The sequence below is a fragment of the Granulibacter bethesdensis CGDNIH1 genome (assembly GCF_000014285.2).
Taxonomy (GTDB): domain Bacteria; phylum Pseudomonadota; class Alphaproteobacteria; order Acetobacterales; family Acetobacteraceae; genus Granulibacter; species Granulibacter bethesdensis.
Genome location: NC_008343.2, coordinates 1,567,521 through 1,590,377, shown reverse-complemented (window position 1 = coordinate 1,590,377; position 22,857 = coordinate 1,567,521). Strand labels below are relative to the sequence as shown.

General features: G+C 57.6%; 22 protein-coding genes and 1 pseudogene. 11 read left to right on the top strand and 12 right to left on the bottom strand.

Translation table 11 applies throughout. From position 1 onward, the window contains the following. Positions 1 to 219: 219 nt before the first annotated feature. Positions 220 to 597, bottom strand: a complete 378-nt coding sequence (locus GBCGDNIH1_RS19680; protein ID WP_025286873.1) for a hypothetical protein — start codon at positions 595 to 597, stop codon at positions 220 to 222. A 206-nt stretch (positions 598 to 803) separates the two neighbouring features. Between GBCGDNIH1_RS19680 and GBCGDNIH1_RS24795 the strand changes: the two genes are divergently transcribed. From GBCGDNIH1_RS24795 to GBCGDNIH1_RS19665, 3 genes are all read left to right on the top strand, one after another. Further along, positions 804 to 965, top strand: coding sequence for a hypothetical protein (locus GBCGDNIH1_RS24795; RefSeq protein WP_162288473.1), 162 nt, complete (start codon positions 804 to 806; stop codon positions 963 to 965). A gap of 76 nt (positions 966 to 1,041) precedes the next feature. Continuing rightward, entirely contained in the window at positions 1,042 to 1,362 is a 321-nt protein-coding gene (locus GBCGDNIH1_RS19670; RefSeq protein ID WP_011632132.1) for a PsiF family protein, read from the top strand. 114 nt (positions 1,363 to 1,476) lie between these two features. Beyond that, on the top strand, positions 1,477 to 2,265 hold the full coding sequence (locus GBCGDNIH1_RS19665) for a spermidine synthase (protein WP_011632131.1): 789 nt from the start codon (positions 1,477 to 1,479) through the stop codon (positions 2,263 to 2,265). 33 nt (positions 2,266 to 2,298) lie between these two features. Here the strand turns inward: GBCGDNIH1_RS19665 and GBCGDNIH1_RS19660 are convergent, their stop codons facing one another. Then, entirely contained in the window at positions 2,299 to 3,036 is a 738-nt protein-coding gene (locus tag GBCGDNIH1_RS19660) for a hypothetical protein (protein WP_157692004.1), read from the bottom strand. A gap of 222 nt (positions 3,037 to 3,258) precedes the next feature. Between GBCGDNIH1_RS19660 and gorA the strand changes: the two genes are divergently transcribed. Continuing rightward, a complete protein-coding gene (gene gorA / locus GBCGDNIH1_RS19655; RefSeq protein ID WP_043452854.1) occupies positions 3,259 to 4,638 on the top strand; it encodes a glutathione-disulfide reductase in 1,380 nt (459 codons plus the stop codon). Positions 4,639 to 4,699: 61 nt separating this feature from the next. On the opposite strand, the gene GBCGDNIH1_RS19650 is transcribed toward gorA, so the two are convergent. The 6 genes from GBCGDNIH1_RS19650 to GBCGDNIH1_RS19625 form a co-directional block, all read right to left on the bottom strand. Then, positions 4,700 to 5,512: a hypothetical protein gene (locus GBCGDNIH1_RS19650; RefSeq protein ID WP_011632128.1), complete on the bottom strand. Its 813-nt coding sequence runs from the start codon at positions 5,510 to 5,512 to the stop codon at positions 4,700 to 4,702. Continuing rightward, positions 5,509 to 6,480 carry an MlaD family protein gene (locus GBCGDNIH1_RS19645; RefSeq protein ID WP_011632127.1) on the bottom strand — a complete coding sequence of 324 codons (972 nt, stop codon included), beginning with the start codon at positions 6,478 to 6,480 and terminating at the stop codon, positions 5,509 to 5,511. The genes GBCGDNIH1_RS19650 and GBCGDNIH1_RS19645 overlap by 4 nt, the downstream gene beginning before the upstream one ends. After that, the gene (locus GBCGDNIH1_RS19640; RefSeq protein ID WP_011632126.1) at positions 6,477 to 7,163 is read right to left on the bottom strand and encodes an ATP-binding cassette domain-containing protein; all 687 of its coding nucleotides are present in this window, start codon (positions 7,161 to 7,163) and stop codon (positions 6,477 to 6,479) included. The genes GBCGDNIH1_RS19645 and GBCGDNIH1_RS19640 overlap by 4 nt, the downstream gene beginning before the upstream one ends. 4 nt (positions 7,164 to 7,167) lie before the next feature. Next, complete coding sequence (locus tag GBCGDNIH1_RS19635) at positions 7,168 to 7,989, bottom strand: MlaE family ABC transporter permease (RefSeq protein WP_011632125.1); 822 nt, start codon at positions 7,987 to 7,989, stop codon at positions 7,168 to 7,170. Continuing rightward, positions 7,989 to 10,343 carry a cache domain-containing protein gene (locus GBCGDNIH1_RS19630; RefSeq protein ID WP_162288472.1) on the bottom strand — a complete coding sequence of 785 codons (2,355 nt, stop codon included), beginning with the start codon at positions 10,341 to 10,343 and terminating at the stop codon, positions 7,989 to 7,991. Before GBCGDNIH1_RS19630 ends, GBCGDNIH1_RS19635 begins: the two co-directional genes overlap by 1 nt. A 124-nt stretch (positions 10,344 to 10,467) precedes the next feature. Then, positions 10,468 to 10,959: a phosphate-starvation-inducible PsiE family protein gene (locus GBCGDNIH1_RS19625; RefSeq protein WP_011632123.1), complete on the bottom strand. Its 492-nt coding sequence runs from the start codon at positions 10,957 to 10,959 to the stop codon at positions 10,468 to 10,470. 265 nt (positions 10,960 to 11,224) lie between these two features. On the opposite strand from GBCGDNIH1_RS19625, the gene GBCGDNIH1_RS19620 reads away from it, so the two are divergent. The 7 genes from GBCGDNIH1_RS19620 (at position 11,225) to GBCGDNIH1_RS19590 (ending at position 18,063) form a co-directional block, all read left to right on the top strand. Beyond that, entirely contained in the window at positions 11,225 to 12,619 is a 1,395-nt protein-coding gene (locus GBCGDNIH1_RS19620; protein WP_025318874.1) for a class II 3-deoxy-7-phosphoheptulonate synthase, read from the top strand. An 18-nt stretch (positions 12,620 to 12,637) separates the two neighbouring features. Continuing rightward, positions 12,638 to 13,777: a nicotinate phosphoribosyltransferase gene (locus tag GBCGDNIH1_RS19615; protein ID WP_011632121.1), complete on the top strand. Its 1,140-nt coding sequence runs from the start codon at positions 12,638 to 12,640 to the stop codon at positions 13,775 to 13,777. Positions 13,778 to 13,858: 81 nt separating this feature from the next. After that, entirely contained in the window at positions 13,859 to 14,953 is a 1,095-nt protein-coding gene (locus GBCGDNIH1_RS19610; protein WP_011632120.1) for a zinc-binding metallopeptidase family protein, read from the top strand. Between the two features lie 150 nt (positions 14,954 to 15,103). Then, positions 15,104 to 15,544, top strand: coding sequence for a hypothetical protein (locus GBCGDNIH1_RS19605; protein WP_011632119.1), 441 nt, complete (start codon positions 15,104 to 15,106; stop codon positions 15,542 to 15,544). Positions 15,545 to 15,547: 3 nt separating this feature from the next. Next, positions 15,548 to 16,891: a glutamate--tRNA ligase gene (gene gltX / locus GBCGDNIH1_RS19600; protein WP_011632118.1), complete on the top strand. Its 1,344-nt coding sequence runs from the start codon at positions 15,548 to 15,550 to the stop codon at positions 16,889 to 16,891. Further along, the gene (locus GBCGDNIH1_RS19595; protein WP_011632117.1) at positions 16,888 to 17,382 is read left to right on the top strand and encodes a GreA/GreB family elongation factor; all 495 of its coding nucleotides are present in this window, start codon (positions 16,888 to 16,890) and stop codon (positions 17,380 to 17,382) included. Before gltX ends, GBCGDNIH1_RS19595 begins: the two co-directional genes overlap by 4 nt. 15 nt (positions 17,383 to 17,397) lie before the next feature. Next, positions 17,398 to 18,063, top strand: a complete 666-nt coding sequence (locus tag GBCGDNIH1_RS19590; RefSeq protein WP_011632116.1) for a DUF4410 domain-containing protein — start codon at positions 17,398 to 17,400, stop codon at positions 18,061 to 18,063. Positions 18,064 to 18,152: 89 nt separating this feature from the next. Here the strand turns inward: GBCGDNIH1_RS19590 and GBCGDNIH1_RS19585 are convergent, their stop codons facing one another. The 4 genes and pseudogenes from GBCGDNIH1_RS19585 to GBCGDNIH1_RS25105 form a co-directional block, all read right to left on the bottom strand. After that, positions 18,153 to 20,231, bottom strand: a complete 2,079-nt coding sequence (locus GBCGDNIH1_RS19585; protein ID WP_011632115.1) for a beta strand repeat-containing protein — start codon at positions 20,229 to 20,231, stop codon at positions 18,153 to 18,155. Between the two features lie 42 nt (positions 20,232 to 20,273). After that, positions 20,274 to 20,705 (bottom strand): histidine-type phosphatase, encoded by a 432-nt coding sequence (locus tag GBCGDNIH1_RS19575; RefSeq protein WP_332455267.1) that lies wholly within the window; start codon positions 20,703 to 20,705, stop codon positions 20,274 to 20,276. A gap of 64 nt (positions 20,706 to 20,769) precedes the next feature. Then, a pseudogene (locus GBCGDNIH1_RS19570) lies at positions 20,770 to 21,621 on the bottom strand (IS5 family transposase). 58 nt (positions 21,622 to 21,679) lie between these two features. After that, positions 21,680 to 22,396, bottom strand: coding sequence for a histidine-type phosphatase (locus tag GBCGDNIH1_RS25105; protein ID WP_011632112.1), 717 nt, complete (start codon positions 22,394 to 22,396; stop codon positions 21,680 to 21,682). Positions 22,397 to 22,857: the final 461 nt, after the last annotated feature.

Here is a 22,857-nt window from a genome sequence, read left to right as displayed (position 1 = left end):
ACGGTCCGGACATGTTCCGTGAGAGATGGTAAAATGATACATTAAACGGTCAAAGATCGTTCAAAGGCCCATTCATCGTTGGCTGCATTACATCACAAGGTGACCGTATGCCGACATGCTGCGCACACGGGTGGGGGCTGGATTGCTCATGGCTACGACTGCTCTGGTGTGTTGGGGTGGCGCGTAGAGCCGCCTGCCGCGTTGATAGGGCCTGAATAATTACTGCAAATCCTTGCTGCGTGGCTTTTCGACTGTAAAACCATTCTGCGCCAGAAAATCATATAAACCGACTGCAAAATTCTGTGCGGTTGCCAGAGGCATCACCACGCGGCCGACAACAGCGCGGTTGATGGTGGCACTTTCCTCGCCATGATCAACGCGCGGGGTCGCGAAAGTGATATGGACATTCCCCATATGAATAAAGAAACCATGGGCTTCGGCGACGAACATTTCCGGGGCCAGAGGGTTTTCCAGTGTCCGAATGCTGGGGGCGGGAAGTGGATTGTTCGCGCCTTGATCTCTGTGAGGATCAGGCGTCTGCATTGTATTGCCACGTGCCTGTTGCCGGATCTGTAAAGTGGAAACTGGTTTGGCCATGTCAGACAAGTCCTGGAGATGATTAAAATGATGAATTTATCAGAGCAGTGTAAAATAAATTTCTCTATTTGGCTTTGTTTATTTTTTAAAAATTGAAATATCAACTTTGAGTTTATTTTTGATACTTCAATAAAACAATTATGGAGTTTGCTATGAAACGGGTATCTATGGAAGCAATGGTATGGCTTCTTCCTATGATTACAATCATGTTGCTGTCAGCATGTTCGGCACAGATGATGCGCAGGGACGAGATCGTAGCCCAATGCCGCAATCAGGCCCTGAAGGATACGACATCCGTTCCGGGACCAGCCCCCAATCTGGTGCGTGACCGTCTTTTTCAGGCCTGCATGAAGAAAAATAACCTCTGACCAAAACCTGACAGCCTGTTCCGTGTTGGCTTTGTTCTGCTTACGAAAATCGTTTTGAACAGAGGGAAACCCGCCGATGAAAATGGCAGTCTGGGCGAAGCGTTGTCCATATACAGTCATGGTGATGCTGCTGATCAGCATTTCCGGCCACGCGCAGGCGGCAGAGGAGACTGATAAACAGGGTCGTCAACAACAGCGCATGACAGTTTGTAACGCCGATGCCAAAAATCAGGGTGTTGGGGGAGATGAACGCCGTGCTTTCATGAGCGGCTGTCTCACCCAGTCAGGCATGAACCCGCAGGAGCGCATGAAATCCTGTAACGCCAAGGCCAGCGAAAAAAAGCTCGACTCAAAGCTTCGCACAGCGTTCATGAGCGGGTGTCTGCAGAAAAAATAGTCTGATTTTACGTCTGGTGGTAGTTTAGCCCCCGGCTGCTATCCTTCCCCGTAACGGCTGGTCTGTGATAGGAGCTACTTTCCCTGTTTCTCTTGTCCACAGGCTGACGGTGTTTTGATTGAGCTTGCTGCGACGTCCAGTATCGCCTTTTCTGCTTTCGGCGATATCACAATCGGGTGCGATCCCGGAACGGGTGCCCATATTTACTGGCAGCGTGGCGCCTGCCAGAGTGAAGCCGATGCACAAGGCGTCAGCTACGCGCCTTATGCACATGCCTTGTTCGGATTTTTGATGCAGACCGATGCAGGGCTGACTGAGCCAGTGCTGATGATCGGCTGCGGTGGCGGTTCATTGGCAACGATGCTGCATCGGGCCGGGCGGGCGGTTGAGATCGTTGATATTGACCCCGTTTCATTCGAACTGGCACGGTCGCATTTCGGCTTACCTTCCGATATTCCATGCCATATTGCCGATGGTGTCGCGTTTTTGCAGGCCATCAATCCGCATCAACGCTATGGCGCAATCATTGTGGATGCATTTCATGGATCGGAAGTGCCACCTCATTTTCTCGATCTGTCGTTTTTTCAGCTTTGTGCCACACGGCTTCAAGGCGGTTTCGTGGTGATGAACGTGCTGGAAACCACCGCGAACAGAGTGGCGCTGTCATGCCTGTTCCGCACAGTCGATGCGTGGTTACAACAGGAAGGACAAAACCTGCGTTTGTTCGAGGAAGGTATGTGCGGTGAGCAGAATCTCCTTCTGCTCGCCGGGAATGTTCATGATCTCAGCATGCCGGAACTGCTGATGCCGCCCCATGGCGCGGCAGAGGACATTCGCGAGGATCTGGCTCGCATGCGCTTCCGCCCGGATCTGGAGCCACCCTCCTGGGGTGTGGTGCCCTGATGGGGCGTGATGCTCTGAGAGGTGGGTCTGAGATCAGGGGCGAGCCTGTTCCAGAACCGACAGAAATGCGCTCGATACCCCGTTCTTTTGCAATATGTCCGTGGTCAGGGGAACACCGACGGCACAGGCCGCCACCACATGGGGCAGACCGGATGGCTGGATCATCAGTGCGTGCTGTTTCGCATCCGGCCATAGCATGAAGGGCACTTCATCGGTCAGGACGGAGGCCAGACATTCTTTCACGGCGTCTGCATCGAGATCGGCATTGCCTTGACGAGGATAGGAAGCCCGGTAGAGCTTCATCAGCGCGGCAGACTGCACGACACCGAGCTGTGTTCCATCCTCCGCACTGTCCAGACTGGCCTTGCTGATCAGGGAGGCAGGCAGAACCCGGACCCAGTTGACCGGAGAACCGGTTTCGAGGCTGTAGACGAGCGGGAAGAAACCATAATCCGGATGCGCCCCGCCACAGGATGCAAAATCCGAGACGAAATAGCTCAGATAAGTTGGCCCGTTCATGGTGACGCTGATTTTGCGTGACCAGCCATCGGCTTTGGTGAGGCTATCCTCAGTTGCATTTCCTTTGCACCCCTTTGCCGCGCTCAGCACACGGGCATCGGCTTTTTCAAGTGCCTTGTTGATGCGCTGAAGGGCAGGGGTATTTCCCTCCGGGCGGGGAAAAGCGGCGATATCCGGGGCAATCGCTGCCTGCCGATGCAGCGTAACCCCTTCGGCGTATGTGACAGCCGGCAAAAAAATTGCTGTCATCATCAACAGGGAAGCCGGAACAGATGACCGGCACGACAGGGAAAAAATATTCACCACTCTGGTCATCCTCCATTGATGAAAAATATCTCTTGCCCCTTATAGACGTGCCCCCGGTATCACAGCCAGCCTTGGATAGGGTAATACGCAATGGAGGCAAACACTATATGCCCTCTATAAAGCGATCCCCGCTTGGGCAGAGACGCAGGAAAGCAGAAGGAACAGCGTATGGCCTATGATTACGATCTGTTTGTCATCGGTGGCGGCTCTGGCGGTGTGCGCTGTGCCCGTATTGCAGCCGGGCATGGGGCACGCGTCGGCGTGGCCGAGGATCGTTTCTGGGGCGGCACCTGTGTCAATGTGGGCTGTGTGCCCAAGAAAATTATGGTGCAGGCGGCGGAATATGGCGGATTTGTAGAGGACAGCCACGGTTTCGGCTGGAACACGCAGCGCGGCGAACATGACTGGGCCGCACTGATCACCGCCAAAGACCGGGAGATTGAGCGTCTGAATGGAGCCTATCGCCGGATACTGAGCAGTGCCGGAGCAGATATCATTGATGCCCGCGCCACTCTGCTGGCTCCGCATCGTTTGCGTCTGACCAGCGGTGACGGCACGGCACGGGAAATAACGGCGGAGCGCATTGTCATTGCGACGGGCGGTCACCCCTCGCGTCCTGATATTCCGGGTGCGGAGCTTGGGATTGTTTCGGATGATGCGTTTCATCTTCCCTCCCTGCCGCGTCGGATCGCTATTCTGGGGGGCGGATATATCGCGGTGGAATTTGCCGGATTGTTTCGCGGGCTGGGGGCGGATGTGGATCTGATCTATCGCCAGTCTCTGCCGTTGCGGGGTTTTGATGGCGACATGAGGACGGCTCTGGCTGATGCCTACGCGGCGGATGGTATTCGTCTCCATCCTGACAGCACCATTACTGCGATCGAAAAACATGACGGGCAGAGGGTCGTGATGCTCGATCACGGAGGAGAAACCCTGACGGTTGATCTGGTATTTTTTGCAACCGGGCGCGTACCGGCAACGCAGGGGTTGGGTCTGAAGGAAGCTGGTATCGAGACCGGAAAAGATGGAGCCATTCCGGTTGATGATCGCTGGGAAACCAATGTAGCGGGTCATTATGCGATCGGCGATGTCACCAACCGGATGAACCTGACTCCCGTGGCGCTGGCGGAAGGGCATATGCTGGCGAACAGGCTGTTTTCCTCCGGGCATGCCGGTCAGGTATGGAATTTCCACCAGGTTCCAACGGCGGTTTTCTCGACTCCCCCCATCGCGACCGTTGGCATGACGGAGGAAGAAGCAGAGAAAAATGGTCCGACAGAGGTGTTCACGACCGGCTTTACACCGATGCGACACCAGATCAGCGGTCGCAAGCGCCGCAGTTTCATGAAGCTGCTGGTGGATCAGGCCAGCCAGAAAATCATCGGTGCGCATATGTTCGGCGAAGATGCGCCGGAAATCATGCAGGGTCTGGCGGTGGCAATCACGACAGGCGCCACCAAGCAGGATTTCGACCGCACCATCGGCATCCATCCCACTGCGGCCGAGGAGTTTGTCACCATGCGCAGCCGCACCAGAACGGTCGGGTGATCAGAATCTTCAGGACAGGCAGTGCAGCGGTTTTGTAAACCCAAGGTCGTAAGCCGGCTGGTCACGGCTGGTTTTTGATCTGCTTCTGTGCAGGCCGGGCGGCTTCAGCGCTTTGGACGGCACGGGTATGGAAAGCATTGGCCAATGTGACATCCCCTGCGCGGATGGCTGCATCCTCCGCAAGAGTAAGCGCAGTGCGCATGCCGCGATAATCCAGCAATGCGCGCCGCTGATCAGCCAGATCAGAAGCGGCTGGGATCGCTTCTTTCCAGGCACTGCGCTGCATGGCAAGGCGCGTATCCAGCTCCTTTGCATCGGCGGCTGCCACCGGAGACAGGGCAGGATCAATCTGCTGCCGGGCTGAGGACAGGGCGGAGAGGTCTTTCTGCCGGTCGGCAATCAGCCCGGCGACGAAGGCGGCACGCTCGTGCAGGGCCGGATCGGTGGTGTGCAAGGCGCGGGAAGCAGCCTGCCATGCCTCGGCATCCCGATGGGCGCGATACAGGGCGCTCGCTTCCACCAGATCGAGCAGAGGCTTCCCGGCATGATCATTGCGCAGCAGCAGCCCGGTACGGGTGCGTTTAAGAGTGTCAAGGCTCTGTTGCAGCTTGCCATGTGCCAGCTGGGCGGTTGCCAGATCATATCCGGCATCGTGCAGAGCCGATGCATCATCCCTCAGCATCGCCTGTTGATAGGCGGCCTCGAAATTCTGTTCCGCCTGATCGGTGGCGAGGAAGCGCATCGCCTGAAGGCCCGTATCGAAAGCGTTGGACAGTTTCTGATCCTGTGGCAGGGTTTGCGTGCCATGTCCTCCGCAGCCACACAGCAGCAACGTGGTCATGAACAAGGCTGGTAAGGCGCTGGCCCGTATCATGGCTGTACAGCCGAGGGAGGCAGCCGTCTCATATCGGCTGGTGGTGTGCTGCTGCCCCCCAGAATCCACAGGCTGCGCACCTGCTCGATCAGCTTCTGAAGATCACGCGCCGTAGCCCGCGCCTGCAATACCAGCGGGGGAATATCCTTTGTGATGCCCGATACGTTCTGCATGACACCGGGCAAATCCTTCGATGCTTTTGAAAGATTGCCGGTCGCAGACCGCATGTTGTTGAGAACAACATTGGTGGAGGCAAGCAGCCCGTCCGCGTGTTCGACAATTGGATCAAGCCGCGCCATGGCCTGTTGAAGGGAGGCAAGGCTGCTTTCCGCCTCTTTCACCAGCGTATCATCGGTCAGAAGCCTGCCCGCACTGCCTTTCCCGTCGCGGATATTTTTTAGAATGGCATTGAGGTTTTCCGTAATCATCTGGGCATTATGCAGGAGCGGAAGCGCCTGTTTGCGGATGTCGGTGATGGTGCTGGATAGCATCTCCATCGGGTTCTGGTCGGTGGTGGCGGACAGCACGGCATAATTCCAGTCCAAAGGTTGGCCGGTGCCGCGTGTCAGCGACACGAAAGCAGCCCCCGCCACCGCATAGCGCAGTTTGATTGTGGCCTTGCTGTCCTGGCGGATAAAGGGTTCCGCCTGCGGGTCTATTTCGGCCAGTGCGTACATCTCGCCATCGGCATTCAGCTTCATGCGGCGGATCATGCCGGCGTGAATCCCCATGACCTCCACATCCGCACCGGGGGAGAGGCCGCCCACTCCTGTCTGTGGCAGCAGGATGCGGAGTTCTCCGGGAGGTTTCAGCCAGTCGCGCAGAAACCCGGCCTCAATCACCGCCCCGGCAAACACGGCAATGCAGGCCAGCACCAGAAACCCGACCCATTCATCGGTATATCGCCGTCCATAGAGCGGGCGGATGGTCGTACCGGGAGGCGTGGAAGGATCGGAGTGCTGCATCATGATACCCGTAGCGGGATGAGGCCGTTATCGTTCAATAAAAACCGGTGTGAAAACGCATCGGCGAAGGGACGCCAGTTATGGCGTCCGGTGTTGAAGCAGATGGCGGCGGCCCCCCGATCCAGCGCACGTGTCAGGGCGGCCAGCAGCGGGGGCATGATCTCGGAAGCCGGGGGAGGATCCAGCAGCAGCAGGGCAGGCTGTCCCATGAAGGCGCGGACATAGCCTGCGCGAGCCATATCAGTCTCTGACAGATGGGCAGGGGGCACGGTTGGCAGGCCGGGAAGGCCAAATTCAAGACAGAGTTTGACCGCTTCATCAATCAGATCGGGTATCTTCTGTCTGGTGTGATGCAAACGGGGCAGCAGGATATTATGGTCGGTCCCGCTCAAGGTATTCCACGCGCCGCGTTGATAGGTGCGGCCGATCCTTCCGCGCAGGGCATATTGTTCCAGCGTGTTGATCTGCGTCCAGTCGAGCCCCTGAAACAGTACTGCTCCCGAGGAAGGGTGCTGTATACCGCAGCACAGGCTGGCGAAGGCAGTGGCGGTGATCTGGGCATGGGTGGTCAGCAAGGTGCATTCGCCCTGTTGCAGCCGCATGTCCATACGGCGTTGCGGCAGGCCGGTCAGGGCGAAATCCGGTTGAGCCTGACGAAGTTCCAGAACGGTGAGACCACGGGACATGGGGCTATACCGTGACGGTGAACAGGATGTTCACGATCATGACTGTCAGGATACCACGTGCAAAGCCGCGGGATAACAGGGCCTGCAGATCGTTATCGGTCTGGGCCGACAAGCCGGTCAGACAGCTCGACAGCCCGACCAGAAAGCCGACCACCATCAGTTTCAAGGGGATGATGATATAATCCAGTTCACTCATCGATCCGGTGACACTGGTCAGAAACCCCCACAGGGACTGGGTGATTAGTCCTTCCTCGGTGGCGGCGGCGAAACCGACACACAGGGCCGTCACCGCAAACACCATCCCCAACGTGAAGGCGCTGACGGTGAAAGCGATGGTGCGCGGCACGATGATCAGAATGAATGGATCAATTCCCTGGGCCTCCAGGGTTCTGATATGTCCGTTGGCGCTGAGCATGCCGAGCTCGGAGATCATTGGCATACCGCTGCGGCCCAGCAGGATGATCCCGACCAGAATCGGAGACAGTTCCCGCAGCAGAATGGTTGCCAGGATCGTGCCGGTACTCTCCACCATGCCGGCAAAGCCAAGCCAGTAGATGGCCTGCGAAATCATAGCGATCCCGACCAGTGTCGCCGTGAACAGGGTACTGATCACGCCGCCCCCCGCGGCCTGATGCAGGGTCTGACCGAACGCGGCCCTTGTGGTTCGCCGCCAGCAGGACGGGCGCCCGACCTCCAGCACCACGCCGGCGCTGGCAGCGACCATGATCAGCAGGAAGCGCAGCATGTTGCGTGTGCCGCGTCCGATGACGCGCAGAAACAGCCGCACCCGTGCGAAACTCTGTGCCGGGATCGTGGCTGTCTGCATTATTGCCGCCCCGCCATGCTGTAGGCACGGCTGATACCGGTTTGCGGCGTGTAGAACGCACCCCGGTTGCGGAACAGGAAATGGCTGCGCAACAGCTTGTAGGCCGCTTCGGTGACCTGAATGGAGCCAGGCAGGGCATTGCCCTGTGTCATGGCCTCGGCTCCCTGCAAAGCCTGGCCCCATATGTTGAAGACGGCCGGGTCTTTCCCCAGCCATGCCCCCATGGCCGGGCCGACATCAATGCCGATATGGAAATTTGGATCGATCTCCTCTCCTGCCAGCCGCGTGATGCACGCATCACGGATCGCCAGTGCGGCATCCCCCATCTGCAATGCTGCCTGAGGATCAGGCGTGCTGCTGCATCCACTGACGGCGAACAGCCGGTGCCCGGCCAGTTTGAGGGAAAAAATATCGTGTGTGCGGGCTATCTCCTGAAAATCCGAGGCCATGTCCCCGACAAGGCGGATGATGGCTGCCTGATCGGCCTGATTGCTCATGGCCAGCGGCTGTACATCGAAAGTGATGACCATCGCCACGATGGAAGGAAACACGCCGTTTTGCAGGCTATCCCACCCAGGCTGATCATGGGGGGAAAGCAGGCTGGACTCTGTTGCCATCGGTTGTAGAGGGGCAGACTGCGTAGCGATGGTCTGCGGCATGGAAAGGTCCGGCATCATTGCTGCCTCGGTCTGGCTGCGCAGACGGATGCCGACGATACCGCTGAGAATACTGACGATATGGCGGGACTCCGCCAGCCGCCCGGCATCTTCCAGCATGATGGCACCGACAAAACCGTCCTGATCCGGGATAGGCTGTACCGAGAGCGAGCGTGTCTGGCTGTTTCTCATATGCAGCCTGTAAAGCCGCTCGGTACGGGGATCGGCAGCGGCATCCTGAATCGTGAATGCTTCGCCGCCTTCGATGGCCTCCAGCAATGGTCCTGCTTCCGTCATGCCGAGGGAGAAGCCGCCCATATGGCTGTCCCTGCGACGGTCATAGATATCTTCACAATGGAGGGTTCGTCCGTTTCTGCCGATATGCCAGATGCTGGCACGCTGTGCCTGACTGACCGAGGCGAGATGTTCAGTCAGGATCGGCGCTTCCTCGTTGCCGTCGAAAATGTCGGGATGACTCATCAATTGTTGCAGGGATCGGCGCTCGTCCTCGGCACGCTGGTTCTGATCGGTCAGAACATCCATGACGTGCTCGACCCGTCTGCCCTGACGGATCAGGAGACCGGCCAGCACCATGGCCAGCGCAACCGTCATGCCGGAGTAGAGCAGCATGCTGCGGCTGTCCCGTGTCCCGAAAGCTGCAAAATCCTTTGTCGGCAATACGATCAGCAGTACCCAGTCGGGCGCTCCGGCAGGAAGCCTGGCGGCGATGAAAACATAATCCTCGCTGTCCTGACCGCGTTTAAGGGTAAAGCTGCCTGGTCCGTATCCGCTGACATGAAAGATATTGAAAGCACGGGAGAGCGGAGTGTCCTGCCCGGTTTTGGGCTCAGCGGCGATGTGCGCCTTGACGGGATCGAGCGCGGCCTGACCCAGCACATCACGCGACGCGACAATCTGCCCGTTTTTCTGTGCAATCACCGCATAACCGTGCTCACCGATCTTCAGAGAATCGAGAAAGGACGATAGCTGATCCAGCGAGATGTTGACGGCAATGACGTGATCGCGGGTATCCGCATTATGATAGGCGGTGGACGTCGTAATGACCGGACGTCCGGTGGGTTTGAAAATATAGGGCGGCGACCAGTATGGCTGCCTGGTCCTGACGGGCTGTTGATAATAGCTGCTGGTGCGAGGATCATAGGGATCGGGGCTGGGGGGGTCGCTGGAGATCAGTTCACCATTGGCATTATTACGCATAACGGAACGGAGCCTGACCCCGCCGGGTCCGGCGGACACCAGCACGATCTCCGTTCCGCCATTGCCGTCCCGCTGTACCAGTGCAAAATCACCATCCGAGTTGGCGAGATAGAAAGCCTGAATTTGTGGCACCTGCCGCAGCATGCCGCCCGCGTAGAAGTTGAACAGCTTGCCGTTATTGTCGAGCGCACCATGTTGAAGCAGATCCTGCACCAGTCGGGAACCAAGCTGTGCAGGTGAAAGGTAGGTCGTGACTTCCTGAGCGATATAATTCTGTGTCGCGTTGAGCAGTTCGTTGGAGAGTTTGATCGTATTGGTGCGCACCAGAATATAGGAATGATACCCTATGGCAAACATGGATCCGAGAACCAGGGTAATGCCGATGGTGGGCAACAGCACCCGGCGCAGTTTGCGGCGGTTACGCTCCTGTCGTTGCCCGGTTGGGTCGATGACTTCAGTGGGCTGCTCGGCGGCCTGCAAAAATGCGATCTCCTGACTGGCTCCGTGCGGTCTCATTACCGGAGCGGTATAAACCCGCCTGCTTTCGGCTGGTTCCGGCATAGCAGCCGGATCAGATGGCGGCGAGGGAGGGACGTGATCACATTCAGGATGGCTCCCCCGGCAGACGCGGAGCCGGATCGCGCACCAGCCAGTATACGATCCCCAGACACAGGATTGCGGCAGAGAGGGAGAGCATCTCCACCATGCCGGTATCCTTGATGTCCATGATGATGAACTTGCGTACCGTGGTGAGCATACCAATCAGGATGACGGAGCGGATGCGAATGGCGGGCCGGTCCCGACCATCTCCGATCCGCAGCAGGGAATGTTTGAACTCCAGCGCGATCAGCACGGTAAAAATCATGCCGAAAATCCGTTGCAGCACCTGGGGGTCGGAGGGGTTCAGCCCATGCTCGGCCAGCATCACCACCAGCGATGCCACCAGTCTCCAGAGCGACAGCGCGGCCAGCAGGACGATGACGATGGTCAGGATCAGCATCACCCCGTCCTCGAAAAAATCGAACAGTCTTGTCGCCCATCGGGAGGAAGAGAAGCGGGTTGATGGCAGGCGGGAACTGACAGGCTGACCACTCATGAAGAAGGCTGTCCTTGGTGGAGGATGCGATTCGGGGATCGTAAAGCTGTCACGTTAAGGATACCGCTTCCTATTGTGAATTCAGAGGACCGCCCGTCATGCAGCGTTGCCGGAGGCACACCCCTGACGTGAAACGGCAACAATTGGACGGGGCGCCGTGTGCAGGGTAGCTTGGAAGGATTGTCCGGCCGGCGCGATAGAGAAATGCCGTCTCCGGTTGGACAGAACGGAATTTGCCGGAACGAGATACGCAATGGATACGATCATGACCGCCGGACCCTCTGCCCCGGGTGCTGCCAAGGCCTGGACACCGCAAACCTGGCGTGAGCGCCCGATTTTGCAGGTGCCTGTCTATCCGGACCCGGCTGCGTTGAGTGAGGTCGAGCAGCGTCTGCATCGTTATCCGCCGCTGGTTTTTGCGGGTGAGGCGCGCCGTCTGAAGGCCCAGCTTGCCGAAGCGGCACAGGGGCGGGCTTTTGTATTGCAGGGCGGCGACTGCGCGGAGAGTTTCGGCGACTTCACCGCCAATATCATCCGTGACACATTCCGGGTGCTGTTGCAGATGGCGGTGGTGCTGACATTCGGCGCCGGCCTGCCGGTGGTGAAGGTCGGCCGGATGGCCGGTCAGTTCGCCAAGCCGCGCTCCAGCGATACTGAAACGGTGAATGGGGAGACCCTGCCCAGCTATCGCGGTGATATCATCAATGGCCCGGCTTTCACGGCGGAGGATCGCGTGCCGGACCCGGCACGGATGGAGACCGCCTATTTCCAGTCTGCCGGCCGGATGAACCTGCTGCGGGCCTTCGCTTCCGGCGGCTATGCCGATCTGCATGAGGTCCATCGCTGGAATCTCGGCTTCGTGGAGCGTTCCCCGCTGGCCAGCCAGTATCGGGATATGGCGAGCCGCATTGATGAAACGCTGCGCTTCATGGGCGCTTGTGGGTTGAAAGACACTGCGCAGGTGCGGGAAACCGAATTCTACACCGGGCATGAGGCGCTGCTGCTGCCTTATGAGGAAGCCTTCACCCGGATCGATTCCACCACGGGCGAGTATTACGGCTGCTCCGCGCATTTCATCTGGATCGGCGAGCGGACCCGCCAGCCCGACGGGGCGCATGTGGAGTTCATGCGCGGCATCCATAATCCCATCGGCATCAAGCTCGGCCCGAATGCCGATCCTGATGAGGTGGTGCGCCTGTGCGAATTGCTGAACCCGCGCGCCGAGCCGGGCCGCATCACCCTGATCAGCCGCATGGGCGCGGATAAGGTGCGGGATCGCCTGCCGCCCTTGCTGCGGGCGGTCAAGCGCTCGGGCGTGCCGGTAGTGTGGGTGTGCGACCCGATGCATGGCAACACGATCTCGACCACCAGCAAGGTCAAGACCCGCAATTTCGACAGTATCCTTGGCGAGGTGCGTGGCTTCTTCGACGCGCATGCGCAGGAAGGAACCTGGGCGGGCGGTATCCATGTGGAGATGACGGGCCGCGATGTGACCGAATGTATCGGTGGTGCTCATCGCCTGACCGAGACCGATCTTGGCCGCGCCTATGAAACTTTCTGTGATCCGCGCCTGAATGCCGAACAGTCGCTGGAATTGGCGTTCCTGCTGGCGAGTGAGTTGAAGCAGCGTCTGCACCATGTCAGCAAATCCATCCCGTAACAACGCAAAGAGCGACAGATGGGTGGCACTCATGAGGCACGCGACAGCGATGAGGATATAGCGAGCCGCACCGATGCGTATTTCAACCGTACGCGGGCCATCGTTTCCCGGTTTGGAGATGTGCCGGTCACTTATGCGGTATTCCTGCGGCGTCCGGTTCTGTCAGCCACCAGGCTGGCGACGGAGTGGCTGCATGATGTGATGCAGCGGCGTGGCGAGCAGGTCATGATAGAGGCCCTACACAAGGAGGGGGACTGGGTCGGGGCCGGGGAGCCACTGCTGTATATATCCGGCAGTTTCAGGGCATTGGTCGATCTGGAGACAATTCTGCTTCAGAAACTCGGCCCGGCCTGTGTTGCGGCGCTGAATGCCAGCCAGATGTGCCTTGCCCTGCCGGAATCTGCGTTTTTGGCCATGGAAGCCCGCCATTGTGCGGGGGCGGAAATGGAGGACATCATGGCCTATGCCGCTTCCGTTGGCAGTGCGGCAGCCCGGCGGGAGGGGGCAAAAGGCTTTATCGGCAATGCCAATGATGCCACCGCCCACTGGTTCGGGGCTTCTTCCGGTTTCGGCACTATGCCGCATGCATTGATAGGCTACGCAGGCTCGACCCTGCGTGCCTGCGAAATGTTCGCCGAAACATTTCCCGAGGAGAAAATGACTATTCTGGCCGATTATTTCGGTCTGGAACTGACAGACACGCTGACCGTCTGCGGTCGTTTTCCGGAAAGGGCTGCGTCCGGCAGTCTTGCCGTGCGCCTGGATACCCATGGTGGACGTTTCATGGAGGGTTTAAGCCCCTCCGCGAGTTACGCCGTCCTTGAAAAGCACGCGCCGGAGGCAATCCGTCGCTACCGGTCGGAGGACGAGCTGCGTTATCTGGTCGGCACCGGTGTTTCGGCAGCATCCATCTGGCATATGCGCGATACGCTGGACGAGGCCGGTTTCCCCAAAGTGGGGATTGTGGCGTCCTCCGGCTTCAGCGCTGAAAAATGCCGGGTCATGGCGGATGCGCATGCGCCGATCGATGTGGTCGGCACGGGCAGCTTTATCCCCGAACGCTGGAGCGAAACATATGCGACAGCGGACATCATTGCCTATGATGGAAAGAACCGGGTGAAGGTTGGACGAGAGTTTCTGTTCCGCAAGGATCGCTGATCTCATCTGCAGGGGGCGCGGCGTGGAAACCCTGATGCCGGCTGGCGTTAAAGCCTGCAAATTGCCGGATCGGATCATGCCATGAAGCTCTTCAACTGCGACCATTGCGGAAACCTGCTGTATTTCGAAAACCGGGAATGCGGCAAATGTGGGCACAGGCTGGGATATATTCCCCAGACGGCTTCGCTCAGCGCGCTGGAGCCGATGGAACCTGAGGAAGATGGAACAGCTGTGTTCCGCGCCATGGCGGATGGAGGCACCTATCGTTTCTGCGACAATGTAGTGAATGATGGCTGCAACTGGCTGGTCCCGACTGGGAGTGCCGACCGGTTCTGTCTGGCCTGCCGCCATAACCGGACCATTCCCGATCTGTCTATTCCCGGCAATCTGGAGAAATGGCAGAAGCTTGAGTTGGCCAAACATCGCCTGTTTTATACGCTGATTCAGCTCGGTCTGCCCCTGCCGACGGTACAGGAGCATCCGGAGGGGCTGGTATTCGATTTCAAGGATGACACTCCGGAGGAGCCGGTACTGACCGGTCACGATAACGGCGTTATCACCATCGCGCTGAAAGAGGCTGACGATGCCGAGCGTGCCAAGATGCAGCAGGAGATGGGCGAGCAATATCGCACCTTGATCGGCCATTTCCGTCATGAAGTCGGCCATTTCTTCTGGGATCGTCTGGTGCGGGATGGCGACCGTCTGGAAGAATGCCGTGCGGTATTCGGCGATGAGCGGCTGGATTACCAGCAGGCCTTGCAGAACCGGTATGAAAACGGCCCCCCTGTGGGGTGGGAGGAGAATTTCATCAGCGCCTATGCCAGCGTGCATCCTTGGGAGGATTTCGCGGAAACATGGGCGCATTACCTGCATATCGTCGATACGCTGGAGACTGCCAACGCCTTCGGGCTTCAGGTGCGGGCAAAGGCCGATGCCAGCGGTGAAATGGCGACGAAAATTGATTTCGGCCCCCATGAGGTTGATCGTATCGAAGATCTGATCACCGCCTGGGTTCCGCTGACGGTGGCCGTGAACAGTCTCAACCGGAGCATGGGGGAGGCTGATCTGTATCCTTTTGTCTTGAACAGCGCTGTAGAGGCGAAGCTGGCCTTTCTCCATACGCTGATTCATGATCATCGCCATGCTGTGGTCCAGGCGGAGCCGCAGGCGGCATAAACGGCGTGTCTGCCTTTCCGTCGTCTTGCTTCTATCGGCGGAGCAATTGCACTATAGGATAGGCTTCCAACCCGCCCGCCACCGAGCCGGGCGGGTTTCCTGTTTTGGTGCGCCGGGCGTTCAGAACGCCCAGATGAAAGGCAGACTGGTTTGAGTGATCTGTTTTCTCCCGATGGTGGATGGTGTGTACGCATCCTCGATCTGTCGGCCCCCGAAGATGCGGCGCTGGAAGATCGCGTGGTGGAGGAAGTGTCAGGTTTTCTGACGCTGATGCACGCCAATGCCTTTGCGCGCCGCTATGTGCGTGACAGCCTCGAACGGTGCCGCGAAACCGGTATGGCCCCGGCCGACGTGCTGGCCGCATGGTCTGCTTTCGGAGAGGATGCTGAAGTGGTGGATGGTGGCGAGCATGGCTGGTCCAGCGCCGCGGAAGTCGGGGTATTCGCCCGTGAACCTGCCAAAGGGGAAGACCGGGACTGGCGCCTGCTCGATCCACGCCGGGATACGGATGATGATGATGATGATGCGGAGGAGGGTGCGTCCTCCTCCGCCTCGGCGGCTGCCGATGATGATAATGGGCAGGAGGATTGATCCATGGTGCATGTTCGTTTCGCGCCCAGCCCGACGGGCTATCTGCATGTCGGTAATGCCCGGATTGCAGTAGCCAATGCACTGTTTGCCCTGCGCTATTCCGGCAAATTTACTCTGCGGCTGGACGATACCGATCTGGAACGCTCCCGCGATGAATATGCGGAAGCGATTGCGCAGGATCTGCGCTGGATGGGGATTGAATGGGCCGATACATTCCGCCAGCGCGACAATATGGACCGCTATGAAGCTGCTGCGGACGCTTTGAAAGCCTCCGGTCGTCTGTATCCCTGTTTCGAAAGCGAGGAAGAACTACGCTACAAGCGTGAATTGCGTCTGAAGCAGGGACGTGCCCCGGTTTATGACCGTGCCATGCTGAAGATGACACCGGAGCAGCGTGCTCAGGCGGAAGCCAATGGCAAGCGGCCCTATTGGCGGTTTCTTCTGTCCGACCGCACTGTTGGCTGGCGCGATGGCGTGCTGGGGCCGCGCCAGGTGAAGTTGCAGGCGATCTCCGATCCGGTGGTGATCCGTGCGGATGGCACGCCGCTTTATACGTTCACCTCGGTGGTGGATGATATTGCAACCGGTGTCACCCACATCATCCGTGGTGAGGATCATATCAGCAATAGCGGTGTGCAGACCGACTTGTTCGAGGCACTCGGCAAGGTGGCTCCCGCGCTTGCGCATCTGCCGCTGCTGATGGATGCGGATGGCGGCAAGCTCTCCAAGCGGATCGACAGCCTGACCCTGCGCAGTCTGGCACGGGATGGGATCGAGCCGGTGGCGCTGGTTTCCTATCTGGCGCGGCTCGGCTCCTCCCGCGATCCGCAGCCATTGACGCTGGCGGAACTGGCGCAGGAGTTTGATCTGGATGCGTTTTCTGCTTCCTCGGCCCGGTTCGATGGCAGTCAGCTGGCCGCGTTGAATCGCCGCACCTTGCAGACTATGCCGTTCAGCGCCGTGCAGGACCGTTTGCCGCAGGGTGCGACAGAAGCATTCTGGGAGGCTGTGCGCGGCAATCTGGATATGCTGGCTGAGGCACGTCTCTGGTGGGATGTCGTTGCGGGCAGCATTGTGCCACCGGTTCTGACGGATGAGGATAATGCCCTGCTGAAGCAGGCCCTCCCTCTGCTGCCGCAGGAGCCGTGGGATACCACCACATGGTCTGTCTGGACGCGCGCGGTGAAGGAGGCATCGGACCGATCGGGCCGCGCCTTGTTCCGTCCGCTCCGTCTGGCGCTGACGGGGGAGGAGCATGGGCCTGAACTGGCTGCTCTGCTCCCCCTGATGGGGGCTGAACGTGTGCGGACCCGCCTTACGCTGACATCGGGAGCCATGGCGGGATGAGTCGTGCTTTCGTTTCCGAGGATGCGATGGCGGCTCAGGCCGCTGAATTGCCGGAGCGTCCGATCAGTGATCGCCCCAATCTGGTAACGCTCAGCGGTCTGACGGCGATCGAGGCGGAAATTGCCCGGTTGCAAACGGCTCTCGCTGAAGAAAAACAGTCCACTGTTGAGGAAAGCGAGCGCCGGGCAGTCCTGGCCCGCGATCTGCGCTACTGGCTGGCGCGCCGGGCCTCGGCTCAACTGGTGCCAACCGCGCCGGAGAATGCGGAGGAGGTCGCTTTCGGGGATACCGTCAAGTTGAAGCTGGGGGGCCGTACCGTGACCTACCGCATTGTCGGGGAAGATGAGGCCGATCCGAAACAGGGCCTGATCAGCTATGCTTCTCCCCTCGCAGAGGCCCTGCTTGGGGCCGCGTTGGAGGAGGAGGTGACATTCGGCCCGGGCCGTCCGTCAGCGACGGTTCTGAAAATCATCCGCATTGCAGGCATCTGAAATATTAAGGGACACATGATGATAAATCTTTTTCGGCTGTTTCTTGGCGCCATCATGCTGGCCTTCCTTTCAGCCTGCGCCACGGCAAGGGTTCAGTCGAATGAGGTCTATCACTCTACGGATGGGGCACCGCCGCCTGTCGTCTATGTTGCCGATTTTACACTCAATCCTGAAACGATTCATGCGGAAGGGCTGCTTGCAAAACAGCATATCCTTACCTCTCAACAGGATGAGGTGCATGATTTCGTTGAACTCATGGCGAACACACTTGTCGCGGATCTGGCAAAAGCCGGTCTGACGGCACGCCGCCTGCAACCGGGTGAGCCAACTCCGACAGCAGGGTGGCTTGTGCGTGGCAGATTCGTTTCCATTGATGAAGGCAATCGGTTGAAACGCTCCATGATCGGCTTCGGCAGCGGGCAAACATCGTTGCAAATTGAAACGACGGTTGAAAACCTTTCGACCAACCAGCCGCCGGTCCTGCTTGAGACCATGAACTCCGAAGCACAAAGCGGTAAGAAACCAGGTGGTATTCTCATGCTCAACCCGTACGTAGCCGCGGCATCCTTTGTGCTGGCCGGGTACAGTACCGATACCGATGTCAAGAATACGGCTCACAAGATTGCCGATGCTCTGATCACGAGTCTGATGAAACAGAAACAGTCGGGATCTTCGTATTGATCGTTTCGTCTGATCAGGTTTCGGCAACCTCAGGAAGCGTCACGTTAAAGTAGCAGGGAGATCAGCCTGCCAAATCGGGGGTCGGGAAATCAGGTGGCCAGGATGCTTCCCTGTGCGTTGGTCACGCCGGACAGTGTGATGACGGTGTGATCAGAGAGCGAAATTTGCAACGAGCCATTGGTAACGTTCTGGCTGATCTCGGAGGGTTGGTAGCCGAACAGTCCGATTTTATCCTTGCTGGGGTCGAAATCATAAATCGTTGTTGTACCGCCGCCCGCACCGGCGGTAACGGCGAAAACATCGCTGCCTGAGCCTGCCACGACCGTGGTGTTGGCACTCCCCAGACCCACCAAATTCTGATTGCCACCGAGGAAAGCCGTCATGATCCCGCCTTGGCCGGTGAGGATGGTATCGTTGCCAACGCCACCAAACAGGGTCATGGCACCGCCTCCGCCCATCACGAGATTGCTGCCTCCGGTTTCGGCAAGCTGCATGGCACCGGTTCCACCGAATACCGTGTTCTGTCCGGATTGGCTGCCGAATATGGTGCTGGTGCCGGTTTCTCCGGCAATTGTGCTGCGTCCCATATTGACCAGCAGACTGTTGCCGGTGCCCGTTCCGACCAATCCGCCTGCATTGCTGCCAAATACAGTGCTGCTACCCGAGCCGGCATAAATGGCACCCCCGCCTGAGCCGGCAACGATGAGTGCGGTACCGGTCCCGCCAACCAGGCTGACCTGACCGTTGGCCGCACCGATCAGGGTGGAACTGCCATGGCTGGCACCAAACAACTGATCGCCATTGCCTGCTGCACGGAGTTGCGTGTTGCCTCCACCCGCGACAAGCAGATTGCCGCCATCGCTTCCGCCGGAGAGGGTGCCTCCGCCAGCGCCGCTTGTGACGGTGCTGGCACCGCTTCCGCCAGTGAAAGTCAGGGCACCGGAACCGCCCGTAATGGTGCTTTTTCCCGAGCCGGCAATAAAGGTCAGGGCACCGCTCCCGGCGGTCAGGTTGAAAGACTGATCCGCCACCTGGATGGTATCCGCCCCCTGACCGAGTTGCAGGTTCCCGGCATTCAGGGCGTATCCGGTCCCAAGTCTCAGTCTGGAACCGCCATTATTGAACGCAATCGTCTGGCTGGAGGTGAGAGTGCCTGTACCAGCCAGCGTCAGTTCAGAGGCGGCCCCAAGTGAGACGGTGCTGATACTGTCCAGCCCTCCGTCGATAATCCAGCCTGCTCCATTGGCGAGCGAAAGGGCGCTGAAGTTCACGAACTCCGTGCCGATGCCGCTGAGTTTTCCGGTCTTGTTGGTGTCGGAAGAGGTCGCTGCCATCAATACTAAAGCGCTTGATGCCACTGTGCTGCTGGCGGGGACGCCGCCATCCACGATCCCCTCAAACACGGCATCGGTACCGATCTGTACCTGATTGCTATAAGGCTCCATAGAAACCGGCGCCGCCAACTGAATGGCGATGTTATTCTGACCGATGATTGTACCATCGGTGATAACAGTGCCGCCCGTTGTCACCGAGTTGTGGGAACTGTTTGCCACCATGGCCACCCCGGCCCAGTAACCCCTGATCACTGCACCATGATTATTGGTGACTGTGCCGCCGGATGCCAGATCGATCCCGGTGTTATTGATACCGGTGATGGTTCCATAATTGGTGATACTATAAGAAACCGGAGAGGTATTGGCGGCAGGCACACCAAGCCTGATGCCGGTATCATCCCCTGAAATCACGCCCCCTGTGTTGTTCACAAGGGTGGTGTTGGCAATGCCATAAATGGCAACGCCATTTGTACTACCATCTCCGGCACCGCCGAGAATGGTCCCCTGGTTGGTAATGCTGAGGGTCAGGGATGAAGAAGCCGCTTCGATATCCAGACCATAATCCGTCCCCTGAATCAGGGCGCCTTGATTATTGTCGATGTTCGTGGCGCTGCCTGCCACACTGCCGGTGTCATTCAATGAAACGGCCGTCGTGGCCCCGGTGCTGGCTGCGTTGTTGAGGATGGTGCCACTGTTGATGATCCCGGCACCATATTCTGTTCCGGTTACCGGAACAGTGATCAGCCCCGTTGTGGTGTTGGTGTATATTTCGGAACCGGAAACAGTGACGATTCCTGTGCTGATGGTTCCGGAATTCGTGGTGGTTGTTGTCATCTATACATTCTAGGGTAAAAAAAAGCCGCGATAAGCCGATACTCAGTTATATGGCACCGCCGAAGGCGTGATGCCTGTGCTGGCAATGGCGGTATTCAATATGCTGATGAATGTGCTGGCGCTGCATCTGTCGACACTCTGTGTCGTGCAACCGGGAATGATAAGAGTGCTGTTGCCGGGATTATTGCTGCCATTGGCGGTCAGGCGCCGGTTTTGCCTCATCTGGTCAAGTGTTGCGGCAATAAAACGGGGGCGGACAAAGAAATTGCCACTGCTATCGCTATAAAGCTCAAAAACAAAACCGGAGACAGGAGGTGAATCGTTACTGACGCCATCCGGAGAGGTCCAGCTTGCATTCATCAGGCTGCCCAGAGCCTGGACCGTGGAATCGTGTCCTACAAACAGAACCAAACGTGCAGTAGGCGGCCCCCCGGATGTTCCAGGAGTGGTTACCTGAGACAAAGCCAGCGCGATCTGGTTGGCGATATTTTCGGAACGAAAGGTGCCGTTGGCGACCCCATTCGTCTGAGAGCCCGACTCATAATTCGATCTTTGCGATGCGTCGGGTCATTCGCCTGATGGAAGCGATGAGGAGCCACGCTTCGGATGAGGCGATGGTTGCCTCCCAGTCCTTGGCGAGGCGGCGGCATCGATTGAGCCACGCAATGGTGCGCTCGATCACCCATCGGCGGGGCAGGACGACGAAGGCTCTCCTGAGCGAAGTCGAAGGGCGATGGGCGTCGGAGCGCTTGACGATCTCGATTGCGAGGCGGTCGAGATGCTCGATGGCGGTCGCCAGCTTCTGTCCGGCATAGCCGCCATCGGCAAAGAGGCGTGACAGCGACGGATAGGCGTCCCGGCAGCGTGCGATGAGTTCCGGCGCGCCATCGCGATCCTGGATGTCGGCAGGACGGACCAGTCCGTCGAGCAGATTGCCTGCCGTATCGGTCGCGACGTGACGCTTTCGCCCCTTTATCTTTTTGCCGGCGTCATAGCCGCGCGGCCCACCGGCCTCGGTGGTCTTGACCGACTGGCTGTCGATGATGCCTGCCGTCGGTTCGGCCTCGCGGCCCTCCGCGACCCGCACCCCGGTCACCAGCACCGCGTTGATCGCATCGAGCAGGCCGCTGTCGCGCATCCGGTAGAAATGATACTGCACCGTCGTGAACGGCGGAAAGTCCCGGGGCAACTGCGCCCACTGGCACCCCGTCGCTGCGAGGTACTGGATCGCGTTCCACACATCCCGTGCCCGGTGGAGCCGCGGGCGGCCTACCTTCGTCGTTCGGGCCAGAAACGGAGCAACCAGCGCCTATTCCCCATCGGTGCAGTCGCTTGCGTACCGCAGCCCTCTTCTGTCATGTCTCCGGCGAGCGGTTTCGGTCCAGCCCATGTGATCCCCGTGGTCTTCGCAACCCCCGGTGAATCACAACTGACTGAAATCGCTCAACTCAATTTTCGGTCGGGCTCTGAGCTCTGTAATCTGCCATATACCACTGAGTATAAAGCTGAATTTCGTTCAGTATCTGTTGTTTGGCAATGCCAAGGGAGCTCCAGCTTCCCCAGGCAATATTGTTGACTGACAGGCCGGAAGCATATTGCAGCCTGAATTCATCTGCATAATCTCCGACATCTGCGCAAGTGGTTTGCGAAGGGGGGGAGGTTGAGGAATTACAAGGATTATTGGAACTTGTATAAGTGTCTCCAGCCGGGGCTCCCATGATTTGCATCATCACATTCATCTGTGGGGCGATGCTAAGGCTGGGTGTTCCGGCTGTGAGGCTTATATTATTATAATAAAAAAGTGGATCATTGGAAGTTGACTGGTAAAAATGCGCTGATAATCCACAACCGGGAAAAGCACCAGTCAAGAAAGCGGTTCCGGTTGCTATAGTACGTGGTGTTCTGTTGTCGGACCACACAAAGACCCCGTTACTTGTTGGGGGGCATTGTGATGCAGCCTTTAATCCAAGCGTAGCGTACAGATCCGCATAATATCCTCCCATATTTTTGGCAAAGGCCGTTCCTGTCGCGGTCAGGTTACCCTTCGATACCCCGTAGGTCGGCCAGTTAAGTGGCGAATAAGGGGCAGCCAGGCTGTTTGGAGCACCTATATCCTGGGAGCGTATGCTGTGCCGAACCAGCGCAACGACTTTTCTAAGAGTCATTGTCTGGGCTGAAGCAGGATGTTACGAAAGGGTGGTAGAGAGAATGCATAGCGCAAGTAAAATGTGAAACTTAAATCTCATTATTCACCTGTAAGTTTCTATATAAAATACAAAATATTTTAAACACGTCAAAATTATTTATTCGTATTATTAAATTTACATTAGAAAATTTTTAAAAATCTAAAATGAAATAATTCAAAAAAATTAATTTATTATTATTTAATAAAAATAATTTTGAAAATAATTTATTTATATTAATTAAAATTAATATTGACATCTAAAGGAAATTTTCTTTAACCAGAGGAGAAATTTATTGATGTAAAGTAGAAAAGTGCGTCAAAAGCAAAAATAAAGTTAAAGTTTTAATTATTTAAAATAACAAATCATAAATAATATTATCTCTTGTTTTTAAACCCATTTTTATGTAAAAATCCAAAAACTGATATCTGCTATATGAAAAT

What these genes read in the sequence shown, in the direction of transcription:
- GBCGDNIH1_RS19680 (WP_025286873.1), bottom strand. Translation starts at nt 597, where the DNA reads ATGGCCAAACCAGTTTCCACTTTACAGATCCGGCAACAGGCACGTGGC.
- GBCGDNIH1_RS24795 (WP_162288473.1), top strand. Translation starts at nt 804, where the DNA reads ATGTTGCTGTCAGCATGTTCGGCACAGATGATGCGCAGGGACGAGATC.
- GBCGDNIH1_RS19670 (WP_011632132.1), top strand. Translation starts at nt 1,042, where the DNA reads ATGAAAATGGCAGTCTGGGCGAAGCGTTGTCCATATACAGTCATGGTG.
- GBCGDNIH1_RS19660 (WP_157692004.1), bottom strand. Translation starts at nt 3,036, where the DNA reads ATGATGACAGCAATTTTTTTGCCGGCTGTCACATACGCCGAAGGGGTT.
- gorA (WP_043452854.1), top strand. Translation starts at nt 3,259, where the DNA reads ATGGCCTATGATTACGATCTGTTTGTCATCGGTGGCGGCTCTGGCGGT.
- GBCGDNIH1_RS19650 (WP_011632128.1), bottom strand. Translation starts at nt 5,512, where the DNA reads ATGATACGGGCCAGCGCCTTACCAGCCTTGTTCATGACCACGTTGCTG.
- GBCGDNIH1_RS19645 (WP_011632127.1), bottom strand. Translation starts at nt 6,480, where the DNA reads ATGATGCAGCACTCCGATCCTTCCACGCCTCCCGGTACGACCATCCGC.
- GBCGDNIH1_RS19640 (WP_011632126.1), bottom strand. Translation starts at nt 7,163, where the DNA reads ATGTCCCGTGGTCTCACCGTTCTGGAACTTCGTCAGGCTCAACCGGAT.
- GBCGDNIH1_RS19635 (WP_011632125.1), bottom strand. Translation starts at nt 7,989, where the DNA reads ATGCAGACAGCCACGATCCCGGCACAGAGTTTCGCACGGGTGCGGCTG.
- GBCGDNIH1_RS19625 (WP_011632123.1), bottom strand. Translation starts at nt 10,959, where the DNA reads ATGAGTGGTCAGCCTGTCAGTTCCCGCCTGCCATCAACCCGCTTCTCT.
- GBCGDNIH1_RS19620 (WP_025318874.1), top strand. Translation starts at nt 11,225, where the DNA reads ATGACCGCCGGACCCTCTGCCCCGGGTGCTGCCAAGGCCTGGACACCG.
- GBCGDNIH1_RS19615 (WP_011632121.1), top strand. Translation starts at nt 12,638, where the DNA reads ATGGGTGGCACTCATGAGGCACGCGACAGCGATGAGGATATAGCGAGC.
- GBCGDNIH1_RS19610 (WP_011632120.1), top strand. Translation starts at nt 13,859, where the DNA reads ATGAAGCTCTTCAACTGCGACCATTGCGGAAACCTGCTGTATTTCGAA.
- gltX (WP_011632118.1), top strand. Translation starts at nt 15,548, where the DNA reads ATGGTGCATGTTCGTTTCGCGCCCAGCCCGACGGGCTATCTGCATGTC.
- GBCGDNIH1_RS19595 (WP_011632117.1), top strand. Translation starts at nt 16,888, where the DNA reads ATGAGTCGTGCTTTCGTTTCCGAGGATGCGATGGCGGCTCAGGCCGCT.
- GBCGDNIH1_RS19590 (WP_011632116.1), top strand. Translation starts at nt 17,398, where the DNA reads ATGATGATAAATCTTTTTCGGCTGTTTCTTGGCGCCATCATGCTGGCC.
- GBCGDNIH1_RS19585 (WP_011632115.1), bottom strand. Translation starts at nt 20,231, where the DNA reads ATGACAACAACCACCACGAATTCCGGAACCATCAGCACAGGAATCGTC.
- GBCGDNIH1_RS25105 (WP_011632112.1), bottom strand. Translation starts at nt 22,396, where the DNA reads ATGACTCTTAGAAAAGTCGTTGCGCTGGTTCGGCACAGCATACGCTCC.